We start from the raw sequence: 20,333 nt of genomic DNA, 5'->3' as shown, positions 1-20,333 counted from the left end.
TGTCCACTTTGCCGGCGACCTGGCGTAAACTGCGCGCTTTTGCAGCTTCGGGCTGCCCCACAGATTTTCAAAGGTGCCCGCCATGCCTTGGCTGCAAGTCCGTCTCGCCATCACCCCGGAACAAGCCGAAACCTATGAGGACGCGTTCCTCGAAGTCGGCGCCGTGTCGGTGACTTTCATGGACGCCGAAGACCAGCCGATCTTCGAACCGGAGCTCAACACCACGCCACTGTGGTCGCACACCCACTTGCTGGCGCTGTTCGAAGGCGGCACCGAACCGGAGCCGGTGCTGGCTCACCTGGAGTTGCTGACCGGCAGCCCGTTGCCCGAGCACCACAGCGAAGTCATCGAAGACCAGGACTGGGAACGCAGCTGGATGGACGGTTTCGAGCCAATGCGCTTCGGCCAGCGCCTGTGGATTGTGCCGAGCTGGCACGCCGCGCCTGAGCCTGACGCGGTCAACCTGTTGCTGGACCCGGGCCTCGCATTCGGCACCGGCACCCACCCGACCACCGCGCTGTGCCTGGAATGGCTCGATGGCCAGGATCTGAAAGACTGCCACGTGCTCGATTTCGGCTGCGGCTCGGGGATTCTGGCGATTGCCGCTCTGCTGCTCGGCGCCAAACAAGCCGTGGGCACCGACATCGACGTGCAGGCGCTGGAAGCCTCGCGCGACAACGCCGGGCGCAACAACATCGCCGATGAGCTGTTCCCGCTGTACCTGCCGGAAGATCTGCCGCAGGTCCAGGCCGACGTGCTGGTCGCCAATATTCTCGCCGGCCCGCTGGTGTCGCTGGCGCCGCAACTGTCCAGCCTGGTCAAGAGCGGCGGGCGCCTGGCGCTGTCGGGCATCCTCGCCGAACAGGGTGAAGAAGTCGCCGCTGCCTATGCGCAGGACTTTGAGCTCGACCCGATTGCCAATCGCGATGGCTGGGTGCGCATCACCGGGCGTCGGCGCTAAAATGACCGCTTGCCTGAACCGGATCGCCGCATGACCGACAGTTTCGTCACCCAGTGCCCGCATTGCCAGACCAGCTTCCGCGTCAACCATGCGCAATTGAGCGTGGCGCGCGGCGTGGTTCGTTGCGGCTCCTGCCTGCAAGTGTTCAATGCTGCCAAGCAGCTGCTCGAGCAACATGCCGGCAAGGACACGGTGACGCCGGTCGCGTCGCCACTGCCTGAAGCGCCAACATCAGTCAGCGCTGCACCGAGCACCGATGACACGCCTGCGCCGCGCGCCATCAGTCAAAAGCAGTGGAGCGCGTCCGAACTGGATCTGGACAGCCTCGATCTGGACGAAGAACTCGCCCGCCTCGAACAGCGCGAAATCCAGCCGGTCGCCGAGTTCGGCCGTGCCCGCGAAGAGTCCTTGAGCGCGCGGCGCGACAGCCCGGAACCCGACGAGGGGACATGGCCCGACAGTCTGTTCAGCGAGCCTGCCGAGGAGCGCAGCGCCGCGCCGGATATCGAACCCGATCTCGACGAGATTGAAACCCTCGAACCCGAGCGCACCGAACCGTCGTTGTCACTGGAGCCAGTGGATCTGGACGACGAGCCGCCGATCCCGCAACTGCGCCTGCACGACCCGATCAATCCCAACGCCCGCCGTGAACGCTTGTCGGCCAGCGACGACAACGAGGACGACGATCTGCCGTTGATCACCTCGCCGCGCAAGAAACGTGAACGGGCCGAGCCCGGCGTGCGCGCCGAGGTCCTGCAGGATCTGACCGACGACCCGCTGCAACTGGACTGGCAGCAACGTCGCTCGCCCTGGGGCCGGCGTCTGCTCTGGCTGGTGCTGGTGGTGTTGGCGGCCGGGGGGCTGGCCGCTCAGTACATCGCCTATCATTTCGAGGAACTGGCGCGGCAGGATCAATACCGCCCATGGTTTCAGCAGATCTGTCCGCAGATCGGCTGCACCGTGCCCTCCAAAGTCGATATCGGCAAAATCAAGAGCAGCAACCTGGTGGTGCGCAGCCATCCGGAATTCAGCGGAGCGCTGGTGGTCGATGCGATCATTTATAACCGTGCGACGTTTTCCCAGCCGTTTCCGTTGCTCGAGTTGCGTTTTGCCGACCTCAACGGTCACCTGATCGCCAGTCGTCGCTTCAAGCCCGGCGAGTACCTGAGCGGCGATCTTGAGGGTCTGGCGGAAATGCCGCCGCAGACGCCGATCCACATCGCCCTGGATATTCTCGATCCGGGGCCGAAAGCGGTGAATTACAGCCTCAACTTCCATTCGCCGGAATGAACCGCTTCAGCGTTTCCCGATTGACGGCATTTTTCTGACTGGATCGCGGCCAACCAAACCGTTGGCGATAACAGAATAACTGTTCAGATTTTGTTCAATTCAGCCTTTAACCAGTCATCGAGAGCGGGTATCATGCCCACCCTTTTTCGAACTCTCATGATCCGGCCCCACTTCAGGGAAGTCCTATGTCGGCGGTACGCATCGGCCCATATACATTGCAGAACGGTTTGATTCTCGCCCCGATGGCGGGCGTCACCGACCAGCCCTTTCGTCAGCTGTGCAAGCGTCTGGGCGCAGGGCTTGTAGTCTCGGAAATGGTCACCAGCGACATGAGCCTGTGGAATACCCGCAAGTCACGCATGCGCATGATCCACGAAGGCGATCCCGAGCCGCGCTCGGTGCAGATCGCCGGTGGCGACGCGCAGATGCTGGCCGATGCGGCACGGGCCAACGTCGAGCTGGGCGCACAGATTATCGACATCAACATGGGCTGTCCGGCGAAGAAGGTCTGCAACAAGGCCGCCGGCTCCGCGTTGCTGAAAGACGAAGCACTGGTGACCGAGATCCTGCAGGCCGTAGTGGCCGCGGTTGATGTGCCGGTCACCCTGAAGATCCGCACCGGTTGGGATCGCGAGAACAAGAACGGCCTGACCGTGGCGAAGATCGCCGAACAGGCCGGGATCACTGCGCTGGCCGTGCACGGCCGTACGCGCGCCGATCTGTACACAGGGGAAGCCGAGTACGACACGATTGCTGCGATCAAGCAGGCCGTGTCGATCCCGGTGTTTGCCAATGGCGATATCGATTCGCCGGAAAAGGCCCGATACGTGCTTGACGCGACCGGTGCCGATGGCCTGCTGATAGGCCGTGCCGCTCAAGGGCGGCCATGGATTTTTCGCGAGATCGAACACTTCCTGCGCACCGGCGAGAAATTGCCCGCGCCGGAACTGAGCGAAGTGGAACGCATCCTGCTGGAGCATCTGGCCGCCCTTCACGCCTTCTATGGCGACGTGATGGGCGTGCGCATTGCCCGCAAGCATGTGGGCTGGTATCTCGCAACCTTGCCGGGCGCCAGGGAGTTTCGCGCCCGTTTCAATCGTTTGGATGGTACGGAAGCACAATGCGCCGACGTTCGGGAGTTCTTCGCCGAGCGTTACAAGAGCCTGACAGGGGACGAAGAAGGGGTGGCCGCATGACGATGATGACCGAGACTTTAGTGAGTGGAACAACACCCGTGAGCGACAACGTGAATTTGAAACAGCACCTCAACACGCCGAGCGAAGAAGGCCAGACCCTTCGCGGGAGTGTCGAGAAGGCGCTGCACAATTATTTCGCCCACCTTGAGGGCGCGTCCGTCACGGATGTGTACAACCTGGTGCTGTCCGAAGTCGAGGCGCCCCTGCTCGAAAGCGTGATGAACTACGTCAAGGGCAACCAGACCAAGGCCAGTGAGCTGCTGGGACTGAACCGCGGCACGCTGCGCAAGAAACTCAAGCAGTACGATCTGCTGTAAGCATTCAATCAAACCAGAAAGGCGCCCGCGTAAAAAACGGTCGCCTTTTTTGCTGACTTCCTTTGCTTTTGATGGAAATTGAGATGACCGACCAGACTACCCGCCTGCCGATCCGCCGCGCCTTGATCAGCGTTTCCGACAAGACCGGGATCCTCGAATTCGCCAAGGAGCTCGAAGCTCTGGGCGTCGAGATCCTCTCCACCGGCGGAACGTTCAAGCTGCTGCGTGACAACGGCGTTGCCGCAGTGGAAGTCGCGGATTACACCGGTTTCGCCGAGATGATGGACGGTCGGGTGAAAACCCTGCACCCGAAAATCCACGGCGGCATCCTCGGTCGTCGCGGTACTGACGATGCAATCATGAACGAGCACGGCATCAAGCCGATCGATCTGGTGGCGGTCAACCTGTACCCGTTCGAAGCAACCATCAACAAGCCAGGATGCGACCTGCCGACCGCCATCGAGAACATCGACATCGGCGGGCCGACCATGGTCCGTTCGGCAGCGAAAAATCATAAAGACGTTGCGATCGTGGTGAATGCCAGCGATTACGCCAACGTCCTGGAAAACCTCAAGGCTGGCGGCCTGACCTACGCTCAGCGTTTCGACCTGATGCTCAAGGCCTTCGAACACACCGCCGCCTACGACGGCATGATCGCCAACTACATGGGCACCGTTAACCAGGCCGCTGAAACCCTGAGCACTGAGGGTCGCAGCGAATTCCCGCGTACCTTCAACAGCCAGTTCATCAAGGCCCAGGAAATGCGCTACGGCGAGAACCCGCACCAGAGCGCGGCGTTCTACGTTGAAGCCAAGCCTGCCGAAGTCGGCATCGCCACCGCCACCCAGCTGCAAGGCAAGGAACTGTCGTACAACAACGTTGCCGATACCGACGCTGCGCTGGAATGCGTGAAGAGCTTCGTCAAGCCAGCCTGCGTGATCGTCAAGCACGCCAACCCGTGCGGCGTGGCAGTCAGCCCGGACGCCGAAGGCGGCATCCGTCAGGCCTACGAACTGGCCTACGCCACCGACACCGAGTCGGCGTTCGGCGGCATCATCGCCTTCAACCGTGAACTCGATGCCGAGACCGCCAAGGCGATCGTCGAGCGTCAGTTCGTTGAGGTGATCATCGCCCCAAGCGTCAGCGAAGAAGCCCGCGCCATCGTCGCCGCCAAAGCCAACGTACGCCTGCTGGCCTGTGGTGAGTGGTCGGCTGAGCGCGCCGCTGCCTGGGATTACAAGCGCGTCAACGGTGGCCTGCTGGTGCAGAGCCGCGACATCGGCATGATCAGTGCCGATGACCTGAAAGTGGTGACCAAACGCGCGCCGACCGAACAGGAAATCCACGACCTGATCTTCGCCTGGAAAGTCGCCAAGTACGTCAAATCCAACGCCATCGTCTACGCCAAGAACCGTCAGACCATCGGCGTCGGCGCCGGCCAGATGAGCCGCGTCAACTCGGCACGCATCGCCGCAATCAAGGCTGAGCACGCTGGCTTGCAGGTTGCCGGTTCGGTCATGGCCTCGGACGCATTCTTCCCGTTCCGCGACGGCCTCGACAACGCGGCCAAGGTCGGTATCACCGCGGTGATCCAGCCGGGCGGCTCGATGCGTGATGCTGAAGTGATTGCCGCTGCTGATGAAGCCGGCATCGCAATGGTCTTCACGGGCATGCGCCACTTCCGCCACTAATCACACGATCCACTGTAGGAGTGAGCCTGCTCGCGATAGCCATTGGTCAGTCAAAGCTGCAGTGACTGACACACCGCAATCGCGAGCAGGCTCACTCCTACAGAAAAGCGTCCCTGCGGCGCTCAACAGAATTAGCGTCATCCGAGGTTTTTGAAATGAATGTTTTGATCATTGGCAGCGGTGGCCGTGAACACGCCCTGGCCTGGAAAGTGGCTCAGGATCCGCGCGTGCAGAAAGTCTTTGTCGCGCCGGGCAACGCTGGCACCGCCATTGAAGCCAAGTGCGAAAACGTCGCCATCGACGTATTGGCCCTTGAGCAACTGGCCGATTTCGCTGAAAAGAACGTTTCGTTGACCATCGTTGGCCCGGAAGTGCCGCTGGTGGCTGGCGTGGTCGATCTGTTCCGCTCCCGTGGCCTGGACTGCTTTGGTCCGACCGCCGGCGCTGCGCAACTGGAAGGTTCGAAAGCCTTCACCAAGGATTTCCTCGCCCGCCACAAGATTCCGACCGCCGATTACCAGAACTTCACCGAGATCGAGCCGGCCCTGGCTTATCTGCGTGAGAAAGGCGCGCCGATCGTGATCAAGGCCGATGGCCTCGCTGCCGGCAAAGGCGTGATCGTTGCCATGACCCTGGCCGAAGCCGAAGACGCCGTGCGTGACATGCTCGCCGGCAACTCGTTTGGCGACGCTGGTTCGCGCGTGGTGATCGAAGAATTCCTCGACGGTGAAGAAGCTTCGTTCATCGTCATGGTCGACGGCAAGAATGTCCTGCCGATGGCCACCAGCCAGGACCACAAACGTGTCGGCGACGGCGACAGCGGCCCGAACACCGGTGGCATGGGTGCCTACTCCCCTGCCCCGGTGGTCACCGCCGACGTGCATCAGCGCGTGATGGACCAGGTGATCTGGCCGACCGTGCGCGGCATGGCCGACGAAGGCAACGTCTACACTGGTTTCCTCTATGCCGGTCTGATGATCGACAAGGCCGGTAATCCGAAGGTCATCGAGTTCAACTGCCGCTTCGGCGATCCGGAAACCCAACCGGTGATGCTGCGTCTGCAATCGAGCCTGGTGCTGCTGGTCGAAGCCGCGCTGGCGCAAGCGCTGGACAAGGTTGAAGCGCAGTGGGATCCGCGTCCGAGCGTCGGCATCGTTCTGGCTGCTGGCGGCTATCCGGGCGACTACGCCAAAGGCGCAGCGATCAAGGGTCTGGATGCAGCGGCAGGTCTGGAAGGCAAAGTCTTCCACGCCGGCACCGCATTGAAGGACGGTCAGGTGGTTACCGCCGGTGGTCGCGTGCTTTGCGCCACGGCCATGGGCGCCACCGTGGGTGAAGCGCAACAGCAGGCCTACCAGCTTGCTGCGGCCATCGACTGGGAAGGCTGCTTCTACCGCAAGGACATTGGCTACCGCGCCATTGCCCGTGAACGCGGCGAAATCCAGGAATAAGCGATCCATCAGGCCCGGCGCGGGATGCCATTTCTCGCCGGGCTGTTCGGTCGTCGCGCATCGTTATATTCTGGCATCAACCTACGAAGGGATTTCGCCGTGCGCTGGCTCAGGATTGCCATAAGCTTCACCGTCACGCTGATGACCTTGCTCTGCATGCTCCCGGCCCAGGCCGCGCAAGGCAGTGGCTGGTCGGTATTGCTTGACGATCAGGGCATCCTGCAACTGAGCGACATCCGCTCCGCTCGCTACACCAATCAATTCAGCCCCACCGACCTTGACCACCTGACCGCGGCCGAGCCCGAGGGCGCCCTGTGGCTGCGCTTCAAACTGGCGCCGGGCAAGCACGAACAGGTGCTGCGCATCTTTGCCCCCGATCTGTCACAGCTCAATCTCTACGTGCTCGACGGCGACCGGCTGATCGAGCAACGCAACACCGGCACCGCACGGCCACAGGCCGAACGTCCCTTGCCGAGCAGCGATTTCATGCTGCCCCTGCCCCAGGCCGACAAGCCGCTGGACATCTACGTACGCATGGTCTCCGACCATCAATTGCGCCCGCACATCACCCTGCAAGCGGCGGTGCAAGGCGCGGCCGATCAGAAGCAGACGCTGATTTTCGGCCTGCTGTTCGGCTGCCTCGCCATGCTCCTGCTGCACAATCTGGTGCGCTACGCCTACTCGCGCTCGCGCAGCAGTCTGTGGCTGGCGATCTGTGAAGGCCTGCTCGGGCTGAGTCTGTTCCTGTTGCTCAACCTCGCCGGGCCCTGGCTGCCGAACTGGCATGCGATCCAGACGCCGGGGGCTTATCTGGCCCTGTTGCTGACCGCCCCGGCCGGATTGATGTATGCCCTGCGCTTCTTCGCGCCACTGGGCCAGCACCCGCTGAACAAACTGCTGTGGGGCGACATTCTGTTGATCGTCACGTGCAGCCTGTTGCTGCTGTTCGTCAACACCTTGCCGCTGAACATCATCACCTACGCGCTGGTGGCGCTGGCCGGCCTGAGCATGTTGCTGGTGGGCTTCTATCACTGGCAAAAGGGCTACCGCCCGGCACGCCTGTTCGTTGCCGCCATGGTCGTGTTCAACATCGGCACGCTGGTCATCCTGCCGGCGCTGCTGGGGCTGACCCTGGTCACGCCGCAAGGCCTGATCATGACGCTGATGGTGTTCATTTGCATCAGCGGCCTGCTGATGAGCATCGCCCTGGGCGAGCGACAGCGCAGCATCACCGAAAGCCGCTTCAGCATCAGCCGCGACCTGGCGGCGAGCAATGCCGAGATCAATGCCAAAGCCGAATTCCTCGCCAAGATCAGCCACGAAATCCGCACCCCCATGAACGGCGTACTGGGCATGACCGAGTTGCTGCTGGGCACGCCGCTGTCGGTCAAGCAGCGTGATTACGTGCAAACCATCCACAGCGCCGGCAACGAACTGCTGACGCTGATCAACGAGATCCTCGACATCTCCAAGCTCGAATCCGGGCAGATCGAACTCGACGACGTGCAGTTCGACCTCAACGCGCTGATCGACGATTGCCTGAGCATCTACCGGGCCAAGGCCGAGCAACAGAATGTCGAACTGATCAGCTTCATCCAGCCGCAAGTGCCACGGGTGATCAGCGGCGATCCAACACGCCTGCGCCAGACCTTGCTGAGCCTGCTGGAAAACGCCCTGAAGAAAACCGAAGAAGGCGAAGTGTTGATCGTCGTCGCCCTCGACGAGCGCAGCAGCAAACCGCGCCTGCGCATCGCCGTGCAGGACAGCGGCGTGCCGATGGAGCCGGAAGAACGCGATGCACTGCTGCACGCCGAGTTGCACAGCAAACACTTCCTCTCGGCCAATCGCCTCGGCGGTAATCTGGGGCTGGTGATTGCGCGGCAACTGATTCGTCTGATGCACGGCGAGTTCGGCATCAAGAGCGGCGCCACCCAGGGCAGCACCTTATGGCTGACGCTGCCACTGGACCCGGATCGCCTCGAGCATCCGACCTCCGATCTGGACAGCCCGCTGCAAGGCGCGCGGGTGCTGGTGGTCGACGACAACGACACCTGTCGCAAAGTGCTGGTGCAGCAGTGCAGCGCCTGGGGCCTGAACGTCAGCGCCGTGCCTTCGGGCAAGGAAGCGCTGGCGCTGCTGCGCACCAAGGCGCACCTGCGCGATTACTTCGATGTGGTGCTGCTCGACCAGAACATGCCGGGCATGACCGGGATGCAACTGGCGGCGAAGATCAAGGAAGACCCGAGCCTGAACCACGACATTCTGCTGATCATGCTCACCGGCATCAGCAACGCGCCGAGCAAGATCATTGCGCGCAATTCGGGGATCAAACGGATTCTGGCCAAGCCGGTGGCCGGCTATACGCTCAAGACCACGTTGGCGGACGAACTCAATCAGCGCAACAAGGGCCAGGTGGTGTTCCAGCCGCAAGTGGTTACGGCGGCCGCTGCTGCGAAAGTGCCGAGCGACTTCCGTATCCTGGTCGCCGAAGACAACACCATTTCGACCAAAGTGATTCGCGGCATGCTCGGCAAGCTCAACCTGCAGCCGGACACCGCGAGCAATGGCGAAGAAGCGCTGCAGGCGATGAAGGCCCAGCGTTATGACCTGGTGCTGATGGACTGTGAGATGCCGATCCTCGATGGTTTCTCCGCCACTCAGCAACTGCGCGCCTGGGAAGTGAGCAATCAGCGGATCCGCACACCGATCGTGGCCCTCACCGCGCACATTCTTGCCGAACACAAAGAACGCGCCCGGCAGGCGGGCATGGATGGGCACATGTCCAAACCGGTCGAGCTGTCGCAGTTGCGCGAGTTGATTGAGCACTGGGTGGCACAGCGTGATCAGCAGAACCGTACGGCTTCCACGTACTGAGCGATCAGAGTTCAAGCTCGCTCAAATATTTCAGTGACTGGCTGAGCACCGACTTTTTCACCTTCTCGCGAAACGTACCGTAGTGAAGCGTATTGAAGCTGATCAGTGCCATCTGTTCGAGGCTGTTACTGATGAGTGATTGATCATCGAGAAACAGGAACCCGGAGGCCCTTCGTTCAATCTTGAACTGCCGATGATAGACACCCATATCGACCCTGTTCGGGCCATTCATGACGCAGGGAATCAACTGAAAAATACTGCCCTGCGCCCGCAGTACGGTTGAGTCGAACAGTTCGCTCGCAGATGCATTCCTCTCCATTTGCTTGAGGGCTCGGCTCATCGGCCCGGCGAAATCGGCGCCCAGGCGCGTGGAAATGCGGTTGATCGCCTGCCCGGCCATCACACCGCCCTGCTCAGGTACGAAGGCTTGCGGACGGGGTACGTCCCATCCCAGAAATCTCAACTGGTTGCAGTAGTACTCGAACCATTCCCCGGACAATCCTGCTTCGAATGCTGCGCGCGTCGCGTTTTGCGCGAACGCCGTGCTCATGTAGACGTCTTCCCGGTGGGATGCGGGCAGACCGCTGGCGAACGACACGACGCTGCCGCCCACGACCGCAGCGGGTGGTGCGAAAAGCTCGGTCATTGCTCATGCTCCAGGGACAGCGCCGCCACGTTGGCCGCAATGCGATCTTGAATCTTCAGCGCTATTTCGCTGGCTACCATCTCATACAGACCTTGCGACAGCGTTGATCGGGCAAACCGCAGCGTGACAGGACCTTGAACCTCCTCTGCCTGATAGGCATGGGCCAACGGATTCACAGGAAGCGCTTGATGCGTTCTCAACGTCACGTACACGCTGGTGAGATGCGTCGGGGAGTGCGCCACGATCACCAGCAACTGCACAGGCATTGCCGTTGCATCAGAGATCTTTTGCATATGCGTACGAAGCAGATGGATGGCCGGATGCTCCGCCGGCAGATTCGCACACTGATCCAGCATGGCTGCAATCGCAGGCACTCGATCTGGATCGGCCTTACCGATGCAATCGACTACCCAATCGATGACTGACTCCACGTTGCCAGACAAAACATTCCTGTCCTCACGCGCCCTCGTCTGGCGCACCCAGAAGTTGTCCAGGACCTCTGTATAACACTCATACCATTGGGATCCGGGTTGTTTTTCCACCGATTTATTGGCGACCAATTGTGCGTACAGCACACTGTTGATGACATTGTCATAAGCCAACATTTCTTCTGTTTCAGGCACCAGCAAAATTGCCGCGCCAACGACAACTACCGAATAGGCCGTATCCATAACAAGTTATCCCCCGCACCAAAAAAGGCGGCCGTTATCCGGCCGCCTCCATGTTGTCATCAAATATCGTAATCGATGGCTTTAGCCAGGTGATTCACCAGAGCCGTGGCAATCTTTGTGCGAGTTGCTTCAGCAACAAACTCGTTTTTCTCGAAGACAGTTTCACCGCGATAAAGGCCGACATTGCGAACATCCACATCGACAAACATTACTTTGGTCGAAGAGTTGCGTCGGGCAAAGCGCACGGCACCAACTGCAAAAATAGTCGCTCCGTTGATCTCGGCGCACGCGCCGGCGGTCACTCCACCGACACCATTTTCCAGCAGGTTGCGCTCATACAGGGTCAATGCCGTTTGACGCTCTTTCAGCGCAGCGATCGCATCGCCCGCTACCTTCAACATCAGCGCGGTGCTAGGACCAGGTACAGCCAGGCCAGCAACTACCGAGCCAAGGATTTCAAGCACCAGCTTGTCCATCCGCACGCTGGTTCCGCTGACTTGCAAATCACTGTAGAAACGGCGGATAGGCGCCCAGCCCGCATTGGTCATGACTTCGCGAAACAGCATGTACCATTCTTTGCCCTGGCTCTCTAGGGGGTAGCGCTTGTTAGCAACCAGCGACGCATAAAGAAAAGCATTCTGCGCATCGGTGCGATTAACACCGGTGATGTTGCCGCTGAAGGAAATGATCCCTTCACCGACAACCGAGCCCTGGGACGGCGCTTCAATTTCGTCACCCGGCATGATCAGACTACGCGAACGGATAATGGGCGCATCATCCAGTTCATATTCGTCAATGTTTTTGACACACGCATCGATATATCGCTGACTTACAACTTGAGCATTCATTACAACTGTTCCTTATTCAATTCAATGCAAGTTCCTCATGAACTTGCCAAACAAACAATAACCAGCAAAAACATTACCCACAAACCCAAACATGTAACAGCATATCCAGCACGAAACCAAACCAACAAAAAGAAGTTATCCCACTCCCCGGAATAATAACTAAGCAACAATTAAACATCAGACCCACAGCCAATAGATCAGTCTGATAGACTCCAACTCATCTACTCTGAATGCGAGCCAAAATCATGCTCCACGTGTTGTTCAGCGTTTACCTGAAGATGCTGGTGCTCTACAGCCCGTTCTTCGTGTTGTCCTGTTTTATCAGCCTGACCCGCGGCTATTCGCGCAAGGAGCAGCGGCGTCTGGCGTGGAAGGTCGCTCTTGCAACACTGATTTCCAGTGTTCTGCTGTATCTGTTCGGGCGGGTGATTTTCGACGTGTTCGGCATCACCGTGGACGCCTTCCGCATCGGCGCCGGCAGCGTACTGTTCATCTCGGCACTGGGCATGGCCCAGGGAAAACCGGCGGTGCAGGCCGACAACGTGCAGCAGGACGTGACCATCGTACCGCTGACCATTCCGCTGACCGTCGGCCCCGGCACCATCGGTGCCTTGCTGGTAATGGGCGTCAGTCAGCCGCACTGGGACGACAAGCTGACCGCGATCATGAGTATCGCCCTGGCCAGTTTTACCGTCGGCGTGGTGTTGTATCTGTCCAATCGTATCGAACGGATTCTTGGCGATCAGGGTTTGCAGATCGTCAGCCGCTTGATGGGGCTGTTCGTCTGCGCGCTGGCGGCGCAGATCATCTTCACCGGTGTGAAGGGCTATTTGGTGCCTTGAGCATCGCCGCAGCACGACGACCACAACAAAACGCCGCGCACGGTAACCGTGCGCGGCGTTCTGTTGTGCAGAGCGACCTCAGTGCAGGGCTGCGATCACCGCTGTCAGGCTGGCCGTTGACTCAGCACCGCGCGCGGTGGCCAAGGCTTCCACGCCTTGAGTCAGGGTGAAGGTATGTTGCCGCCCGGCGATGGGGAGCATCAGTTCCAGTGGTCGCTGTGCGTCGAAATTGCGCACGATCAGACTGCGCCCGGAGTCCGGATCGCTCAGCACCACGTCGCCATCGACCGATGACATCAACCAATGCCCGCACTCGTCCAGGTCCAGAGCCAGCAGGCAAGGCTCAGCCGTTTCCGCGTCCCACGCCTGTCTTCCATCGACCACGATGCAGTCCAGGCGCTGCCAGGTTTCCAGCGACAGCCGATAACCAGAGGTCTGCGCAGCGTAAACCAGCAACAGCTTGTCGACCCCATCGGGCAGCAACGTCGCGATCTCCGTAATGTCATCAGCCACTTCGAGCGTCATGACCTCGGCGTCGCGATGGGCATGACTTGCGGGTAGCCAGACGCCGTCGCTTGGGCCGGCGCTGAAAATCAATGGGGCGATCGGGTCGAACAGCAGCGGCTGCCTGGACCCGCGCGTGCCGAGAAATGTCGACCACGATCCGTCGCTGCGACCTGGAAGATCGAACAGCCGATCGAGTTCCGGCACGTAATACACATAGCGTCCAGTCGCGCTTGCCACTTGCACGACAGGCGCGTGGGCATGCCCGCTCAATAACGCTCGCAGGCGTGCACGTAACTGCTCATCGGTCTGCCCCGGCACGCAAGACCAGCGATTTTCCACGCCAACGATCATCGCTGGCTGGTTATCCAACAATTGCAGATGCACCCCGTCGAAGGTCTGCGCGACCAGCCCTTCACCCTGCCGCTGCACCTCGCTACAGGCCCATGATGGCCAGACCTTTTCAGGCCTGACCAGCAACTGCGGCTGCACCAGGCGATGTTCGGCTGAAAACGCTCCGCGCAGCGCTTCGATCGCCACCAGCGGCTGGCGATAAAGTCGCCCGGTGGCGACCTCGAACAACCAGACCGCGGTTTTGTCCGGCGTCGGGCCGAGCAGCGACAATTCCCTGCCTTGACCGATCTCGGCCAGAGCGATTTGCCCCTCGATAAACCATGCCGCCAGCAGGGCCTGACCCGCTACATCGCGCAAACCCAGGATCGGAAAAGCCACCAACGGCGCGGCCCTGGCCAGCGCGGGCAATGCACTCAACCAATCGGGGTTGCGTTGCAGCCAGCGTTGACCAACGCCGGCAAACCTGAGAATCGAGGGTTTATCTGCCAGATCACGCCACGCCTCATCGCTTCTGTGGCTGAGCGCAGGTACCCCGAACTTGAGCGCAACGTCGTCGGCAATCGCTGGCGCAGCAGGCACATCGACGATATCGACCTCGAACAGGCGACCATCGTCCCGGGTGGCGATGAAGCGCTGATCCGTGCGGGTGATCTCGACCACATCGTGCTCGATCACCACATTCTGCCAATGCCCGACGCTCGGTTCGACGCCGCGGCTGATGGTCCGCTCCTGCTGACTGTAGAACAGCACCGCATTGTTTTCAGGACTGGACGGCATCAGCATCAGCAAGTCCTCGGGCCATGCCAGGTTTTGTCCGGCCTGAATGCACTTGCCCGTCGTCTTGTTCAGCCAGGCGCGGTCGCGCAACTGCGACCCGACGTAGCCTTCGACGACAATGAACGGAGCATAGGACCAATCGCTGCTGCTGGCGGTCGTGTCTGGCGTGTCGTCAGCGAATGGCACATCGATCTGGCGCAGTGCTTCGCGCGGCTGAAACCGATAGTCCTGCGCCGCAAAAGCAATCTTGCAAGCCGTCAGCTCCACCTGTTGGGCGCTGATCCGATACTCGACGGTGGTCGTGCCATGCAACGCTTCTGCCGTCAGCCTCTGCGCAATCCGCAAGGCACCATCGGCTTGCTGGTGGCAGCCGATGATGGTCGAACCTGTGCGCGGTTTTTTCAGCCGGTAGCGATGCTGGACAGTACCGGTCAGCGCATCGACCCGCCAGACCAATGGATGGTCGGGATGGTAGAACCACGCATGACGGGCGCTGACGCCGGCCAGGACCACGCCCTCGCTGACCTCTTGCGGCAGGTTGCGCGCGAACAGCACTCGATCCCGCGCAGTGTCGTAGTGGCCAGTAGTGATGACTGGCCGGCCCGGCGGGTGGAACGGCACCCTGAAGTTACGCAACGGCAGACAGGCCGCTGTCAGTTGTCCGGTTTTGACCTGAGTGCGCAGAAAGCTCAGAACCGGCGCTGGAATGCCACTGGCTGTCTGGTTTGCGCTGCGCAGGTGATCCGCAGCTGTATTTTCGTAGTCGAGGATCACGCTGATCAGATGCAGGCTGCGGCCCGTCCAGTCGATCCGGTACAGCCCCTCGGCCAGCTCGATGACGCCGTTGAAACGATTCAACACCAGGCCATCGACCAGCATCTCAGGTGCGCTGTCGGCACTGTCCCGTGGTTGTTCGCGGAAGCTGACCTGCGCCAGCCGTGCCCAGGACGCCTGCACCGTCCATGTCACCTGTTCCCAGCCCTGCGCTTGCTCGAAGCTCACCGCCAGCAGGCCCGGCACCAGCCGGATCCGGTACTGCCCCTGCGGTGCGGTGATGCGGTACGCAATCTTCTTGCGCCACTCTGGTGGCAGATCCGCAACCACCAACTGGCGCACCGATTCGCTCAATTGCACCGAGATCGTCGTGGCCAGAAATACCGGATGCAGCTTGAAGAGTATGTGCGGCGCAAACGGTGTACTGAACAGATAAAACTGCCGATTGCCCTGCGTGTCATATTCCAGCTGATGCGCCAGGCGATCATGCAACTGCGGATAGCGAGTGGTGGAAAAGGGTACGGCGCCGGCGCTGCCGATCTGATATTCGTAGCCGTAGTAACAGATTGGCGCACAGGGCAGCACAATCACCTCGGGTAACGTGCCCCAGACGCTGGCGACCGCAGGTCGTTGAAAAGCGCTGCGGATATCGATCGCGGCGTGCCGCCGGGCGGGATCATCGTCGTACTGCGGCAGCTCCAGCGCGCTGCCCTTCCACGGGTAGAACTTCTGCCCCTCGAACACCACCCGTCTGCTTTGCAGATTCAGATCGGTGATCACTGCCAGTGAGGGGAACTGCAAGACCGCACCATGGCTTTCGTAAGACGCCTGATAAGCGTCATGGATCTGCGAGAGGTGCTCGCCAATGGCCGCAGCCTTGTCCATGATCTGCCCCAGATTGCTGGCAATGGCGGTCACGCCGATACCCACGCCCAGGAGCGGCACGGACAGCGCTGCGGCGAACGCGCCCACCGCTCCGCCCGCCGCCAGGGCGACGATATCCAGGCCCAAAGCCGCCACGTTGAACGCCAGAGACGTGGAAAACCGCGCACGCTGCTCACGATTCTCTGCCTGCGTCAGGTTGTAAATGTCGAAGCCGATGTTGGCCACGGAAAACGCCACCCCGACGCCCGTGGCGGCCTGCCCTGCCAGGCGAGCGGATAACGAAGCCTGCTTCAATGCCTGCTCAGCCGCCGCCACCTGGCGCACCAGTTGGGCAATCTGCAGTGCATCGCTGACCACACCAGTCCCCAGCTGTGCATAACTCACGTACAGCTGGATTTGCAGGGAGACGGTCAATGTCGGCACTGAATCGCCAGCGCGGTACTCGCGCTGGCGCATTTCACTGATCAGCGTCTGGATCGCGAAGGCGAAACTCAACCGGCTGCCACCGTCGTGATCAGCCGCCTGGCCTGGCCTGGCCGCGCCGCCCTGGACGAGTCGTTCGACATACTGCCTGATTCTCTGAAAACGCGAATCCCGGCTGAGGACCGTCACGGTATTTTGCGCATTGCGCGAATCCATGAGCGTCAGGCGATAGCCGCCATCGGCGTCGTTGCCGAGGGTATCGAGCAGCGGCACATACTCACGCGTCAGCTTGTGCTCACTGCGCAAACGCAGGGTCGCCTGTTCGAACTCGCTGGCCCAGTAGCGCGCATCCAGCTGCGCCAGACTGGCGCCCAGCCGCGAGTTCTGGCCCAGAGACCGGGTGCGGGCCAGCGCTTGTTTGTGCCAGATCGACGCCCCCTGAGGGTCGGCCAGCGCAACGTTGTGCAGAAAACTGTCCACGCGCATATCCGATGACAGCCTGCGTTCGGCGATCGCCACGGTGTCCAGTTCAGTCACGGTGAACTGCGCGGTGGCCATATCGCCCAGGCCATAAAGTTTCGCCAGGGCGTTATCGTCCGCGCTCAGATAGCGCTCTATGCCACGCAGCAGTTGTGCGCCATCGGCAAACCCGTAGAGGGCAAAATTGGGATCGTAGAAGCGATAGGTCGGGTGTTCACCGGTCAGGACCTTGGCCAGCAACAGGGCGTGGTCGCCAGTGTCGAGCAGCAGCACCGCAGGCCCCGCGCGGGCGTCCAGTGCAGCCATGATGCTGTCCAGACGCTGCACGCCCCGCGCGGTGCCGACCTCGGCGGTGGGCACGGCACGCAGTTCGTCCAGCGCACTGCGCAACGCCTGTGCACCGAGTTCGTCGGGACTCGCGCTGGCGGTGGCGACATGCCCTACCAACGCTCGCTCGGCCGTCTCGCCGGCAGCCACGGCGGCGGCCATCAGCAGCGCCAGCGGATAGCAACGGCGACCCGGATCGCCCGCGCTGCGTATCAGCAGATCCTGCGGCAACTGCTTGACCGAGACGGCGCCAGCCGTGAAAAAGGCGTCGCGCACTTGCCCGCTGCGCTGGAAGATCTGCGTGCGCAACTCCTGCTCGGCGCTGCGCTTGATCTGGCCGATACGCTCGCCCCACTGGCGTAGCGTCAGCGGCTCGGACATGGCTTGGACCTTGAGCTCGCGGGCCGTCGATGCAACGGCCGGCAGGTCGCGCGCCAGTCCGTTTTCGAACGTTGCCGAGTGGCGCTGGCGGACGGCTTTTTCGATCGCATCATAGCGGGCGAACGTACCGTCGCTGTCCGTTTCGAGGGCGAGGTTGCGCACGTTCTGCCAGGTATCGGCGAACCCTGCATCGTCCAAATGCGTCGCACCGAAAATCCCTCCGAGCACCACTCGCATCAAAGGACTCAGTTGTTCCAGCGGCATCGTTCCGTGGGCGATCCGGCTGAACAGTTCGTTGAGGTGGCTGACGGAATCCGCACCGCGGGAGGTCGGCACAACGGCAGGCCTTTGCGCCAGTACTTGCTGGCGGGTGTCGAAGTCGATGACCACGGCCTGGTGGAAAGCGACTTCACCACTCAACTTGTCGCGCATTGCTCGAATGAACGGCTCTCCCAGATCATCCATCAAACCTTGCAACACCGAGGTCAACAGCACCGGTTTGCCTTCGATAATCGGCCAGCCGCGCTCGAAAATCAGGCTTCGATCATTGAGCAGTTCGGACAAGCGACCGGCATACCGAGACTTGAGCTTTCCCTCGGCCCACCGCGCGTGCTCCCGTTCCAGCCAGTCTTTTTCCTTGCCCCTGACAATCCATCCGGAAACGGTTTCCTCTTCGGTATTGACGTTGTAGCCCTCGCGCAAACGCTGTTGCGCCAATACCTGACGGCTGAAAGACGGATCGCAATTGGCTTCGATATATTCATGCAATCCGGCGAGTGCCGCGCCCGGGCCGGTAAGCGTTACGGTACCCCCGGCGTCATTACGGATACCGTCCTGGTAATAGGTGACAACCGCTTTAAGCAACTGATAGGCATACGCCTCATCCCATCGGGTGAAGTTCGACCTGACCAGAATATCTTCAATGACTGTTGCAGCAACGCCGGTCAGGGTTTCGCTGTCGGCCCAGCCCGCTCCCGAATTCGCCATGCGTTTTTCAACTTCAATGAGCACGTCGTAATTAAGTCGAATGACTTGCAAGATCGACATCGTCATGCCGCTGCCTGGCTGAGCAATAAAATGCGCGTTCATTTCTTCGCCGATTTGCAGTCCCATGCGAAAGCCGTTCTCGACAGCGTCCATGGTTTCTGGCGGCACGAACAGTTCAAGGACGTCCGGCTTGCTCCGAGCAAAATCCTCCAGAAGTTGTTTATGTTGTTCGGGAAGGCTGTCGGTTCTGTCCGGGTAATGCTGCGGATCGCGCCCAGGCATCAACTGTCGGTTGTTATTCAACAACAGTTGCAGAACACCGATTTTCTGCGTCTGGCTGTAATCGCTGATATCGACACCACCCAACTTATCGAGCAGTGGCGGCAGATAATCCATGTCGGTATAACGCCCGCCTTCAAGGAGTTCTGCCTGCAAGCGCACCACATCGCTCGCCGCGGCGAAATTGCCACGCATCGCCACTTCGCGGCGGTAGACGTCCGCCAGCAGGTCATCGGTAAAGGCCTGAGCTACATCGCGTAATTGCAGGTCCGGACCCACCATGGCCAGATGGCTGTCGAGGCAGCGTTGACGGAAAGCCTGCAGCGTCGCGCGATCCTTGCCATAAGCACGCACCATCAGATCGATGCGCGCTTCATCGGTTCGCCCCTTCCATTTCGGCTGGCTGAGGTAGTCGAACATTTGCTGTTTCAAGACCCGCGCGCGGTCTTCAATCATCGTCGCCAGTTGCCCGGCATGGTTGAGTTGTGCGCCACCGGACGCCATCGCATCAGCCCTGGCACTGTCGAGAATGACCCGGTTCATCTCGAAAGCCAGCAACGCGTCGCTGTCGTACCAAAGGTTGAAGCGGTAATCCTCAGCCCTCATCACCTGACGCCAGATATTCATGTAATCGCGCTGGTTGACACCGACTTCGCTTCCGCCAACCCAGACGAAATGAACAATTTTCGGCACCGGTCGGCCCACCCCCGACAACATTTCCACGGTCGTCGAAAGCCGTGCCAGATAACGCTGCAGCCCGCTCGCAATGTTATCCACAGCCACAGGCACAGCGGTATTCTTGCGTTTCAACAATGCTGCAAGTTGCTCTTGAAACAAGCTCGCCAGATTCAGTAACAGCACCGGGTCAGTCGTCTGACTGGCCTGCTGATAATAGTCGTTCAGCGCTTGGTATTGCGCCGAAGCGGAAAACTCCTGAAGTGCCTTGGAAAGCACCGAATATTCTTGCGCAGATACGAATGCTCGTCCGAACGAATAATCATTTTTTAAAGCCATCACTCATTCCTTGTTTATTGAATGACCCATTCACCGCGCACACTTTCGCGCCGCTGCAGAGCGGTAATCCGATTTCAATGACACTCGACAAGTGCTACGAACACAGCACCCTAGTGGGCCAACAAGCGCCATACAAACAACAAGGAATACAAAGCTTGTCGCCGGCAATATCTGATCACACGGAAATCATCCAACCGTAACAGCAGCGCGATTACTAACGGGCTGGCGCAATCTCCAGGCATAAAAAAAGGCCCTGTCCGGGGGGACATGACCATTTTTTATGACTTGAAGAAAACAATTGAAACTTCAACTCAACTTACAACCGCTCAAACTTCTTACAGCTGGAAATCGAATGACTGGC

Annotated in this window: 12 protein-coding genes; 8 read left to right on the top strand and 4 right to left on the bottom strand. The window is 60.3% G+C overall.

Annotation, left to right across the window (positions count from 1 at the left end; all coding sequences use genetic code 11):
* Window positions 1-82 precede the first annotated feature (82 nt).
* The 7 genes from prmA (at window position 83) to LIS66_RS03010 (ending at window position 9,780) form a co-directional block, all read left to right on the top strand.
* A complete protein-coding gene (prmA, locus tag LIS66_RS03040; RefSeq protein WP_042608905.1) occupies window positions 83-961 on the top strand; it encodes a 50S ribosomal protein L11 methyltransferase in 879 nt (292 codons plus the stop codon).
* A 30-nt stretch (window positions 962-991) separates the two neighbouring features.
* Window positions 992-2,251: a DUF3426 domain-containing protein gene (locus tag LIS66_RS03035; RefSeq protein WP_227973596.1), complete on the top strand. Its 1,260-nt coding sequence runs from the start codon at window positions 992-994 to the stop codon at window positions 2,249-2,251.
* Between the two features lie 185 nt (window positions 2,252-2,436).
* Complete coding sequence (gene dusB / locus LIS66_RS03030) at window positions 2,437-3,447, top strand: tRNA dihydrouridine synthase DusB (protein ID WP_042608907.1); 1,011 nt, start codon at window positions 2,437-2,439, stop codon at window positions 3,445-3,447.
* The gene (fis, locus tag LIS66_RS03025) at window positions 3,444-3,764 is read left to right on the top strand and encodes a DNA-binding transcriptional regulator Fis (protein WP_002555375.1); all 321 of its coding nucleotides are present in this window, start codon (window positions 3,444-3,446) and stop codon (window positions 3,762-3,764) included. Before dusB ends, fis begins: the two co-directional genes overlap by 4 nt.
* A gap of 83 nt (window positions 3,765-3,847) precedes the next feature.
* The gene (gene purH / locus LIS66_RS03020) at window positions 3,848-5,455 is read left to right on the top strand and encodes a bifunctional phosphoribosylaminoimidazolecarboxamide formyltransferase/IMP cyclohydrolase (RefSeq protein ID WP_064362987.1); all 1,608 of its coding nucleotides are present in this window, start codon (window positions 3,848-3,850) and stop codon (window positions 5,453-5,455) included.
* Between the two features lie 155 nt (window positions 5,456-5,610).
* Window positions 5,611-6,906, top strand: a complete 1,296-nt coding sequence (purD, locus tag LIS66_RS03015) for a phosphoribosylamine--glycine ligase (RefSeq protein WP_042608909.1) — start codon at window positions 5,611-5,613, stop codon at window positions 6,904-6,906.
* A gap of 99 nt (window positions 6,907-7,005) precedes the next feature.
* Window positions 7,006-9,780, top strand: a complete 2,775-nt coding sequence (locus LIS66_RS03010; protein ID WP_064362991.1) for a hybrid sensor histidine kinase/response regulator — start codon at window positions 7,006-7,008, stop codon at window positions 9,778-9,780.
* 4 nt (window positions 9,781-9,784) lie between these two features.
* Here the strand turns inward: LIS66_RS03010 and LIS66_RS03005 are convergent, their stop codons facing one another.
* The 3 genes from LIS66_RS03005 to LIS66_RS02995 are packed head-to-tail and all read right to left on the bottom strand — an operon-like array spanning window position 9,785 to window position 11,945.
* Window positions 9,785-10,426: a hypothetical protein gene (locus tag LIS66_RS03005; RefSeq protein WP_227973595.1), complete on the bottom strand. Its 642-nt coding sequence runs from the start codon at window positions 10,424-10,426 to the stop codon at window positions 9,785-9,787.
* Entirely contained in the window at window positions 10,423-11,097 is a 675-nt protein-coding gene (locus LIS66_RS03000; RefSeq protein ID WP_227973594.1) for a hypothetical protein, read from the bottom strand. Before LIS66_RS03000 ends, LIS66_RS03005 begins: the two co-directional genes overlap by 4 nt.
* A 59-nt stretch (window positions 11,098-11,156) precedes the next feature.
* The gene (locus tag LIS66_RS02995) at window positions 11,157-11,945 is read right to left on the bottom strand and encodes a hypothetical protein (protein ID WP_116657916.1); all 789 of its coding nucleotides are present in this window, start codon (window positions 11,943-11,945) and stop codon (window positions 11,157-11,159) included.
* Between the two features lie 245 nt (window positions 11,946-12,190).
* Between LIS66_RS02995 and LIS66_RS02990 the strand changes: the two genes are divergently transcribed.
* Window positions 12,191-12,787 (top strand): MarC family protein, encoded by a 597-nt coding sequence (locus LIS66_RS02990; protein ID WP_016771870.1) that lies wholly within the window; start codon window positions 12,191-12,193, stop codon window positions 12,785-12,787.
* 78 nt (window positions 12,788-12,865) lie between these two features.
* Here LIS66_RS02990 and LIS66_RS02985 read toward each other — a convergent pair whose 3' ends face one another.
* A complete protein-coding gene (locus LIS66_RS02985; RefSeq protein WP_227973593.1) occupies window positions 12,866-19,972 on the bottom strand; it encodes a TcdA/TcdB pore-forming domain-containing protein in 7,107 nt (2,368 codons plus the stop codon).
* Window positions 19,973-20,333 lie beyond the last annotated feature (361 nt).

This window comes from Pseudomonas sp. HN2 (genome assembly GCF_020736465.1).
Classification (GTDB): Bacteria; Pseudomonadota; Gammaproteobacteria; order Pseudomonadales; family Pseudomonadaceae; genus Aquipseudomonas; species Aquipseudomonas moraviensis_A.
Note: the sequence above shows the minus strand (reverse complement) of the source record. Positions and strands in the feature narration are given on the sequence as shown.

Excerpts from the sequence above, each read along its gene's own strand:
- purD (WP_042608909.1), top strand. The coding sequence starts at position 5,611 with ATGAATGTTTTGATCATTGGCAGCGGTGGCCGTGAACACGCCCTGGCC.
- dusB (WP_042608907.1), top strand. The coding sequence starts at position 2,437 with ATGTCGGCGGTACGCATCGGCCCATATACATTGCAGAACGGTTTGATT.
- purH (WP_064362987.1), top strand. The coding sequence starts at position 3,848 with ATGACCGACCAGACTACCCGCCTGCCGATCCGCCGCGCCTTGATCAGC.
- fis (WP_002555375.1), top strand. The coding sequence starts at position 3,444 with ATGACGATGATGACCGAGACTTTAGTGAGTGGAACAACACCCGTGAGC.
- LIS66_RS03035 (WP_227973596.1), top strand. The coding sequence starts at position 992 with ATGACCGACAGTTTCGTCACCCAGTGCCCGCATTGCCAGACCAGCTTC.
- LIS66_RS02985 (WP_227973593.1), bottom strand. The coding sequence starts at position 19,972 with ATGGCTTTAAAAAATGATTATTCGTTCGGACGAGCATTCGTATCTGCG.
- LIS66_RS03005 (WP_227973595.1), bottom strand. The coding sequence starts at position 10,426 with ATGACCGAGCTTTTCGCACCACCCGCTGCGGTCGTGGGCGGCAGCGTC.
- LIS66_RS02990 (WP_016771870.1), top strand. The coding sequence starts at position 12,191 with ATGCTCCACGTGTTGTTCAGCGTTTACCTGAAGATGCTGGTGCTCTAC.
- LIS66_RS02995 (WP_116657916.1), bottom strand. The coding sequence starts at position 11,945 with ATGAATGCTCAAGTTGTAAGTCAGCGATATATCGATGCGTGTGTCAAA.
- prmA (WP_042608905.1), top strand. The coding sequence starts at position 83 with ATGCCTTGGCTGCAAGTCCGTCTCGCCATCACCCCGGAACAAGCCGAA.
- LIS66_RS03000 (WP_227973594.1), bottom strand. The coding sequence starts at position 11,097 with ATGGATACGGCCTATTCGGTAGTTGTCGTTGGCGCGGCAATTTTGCTG.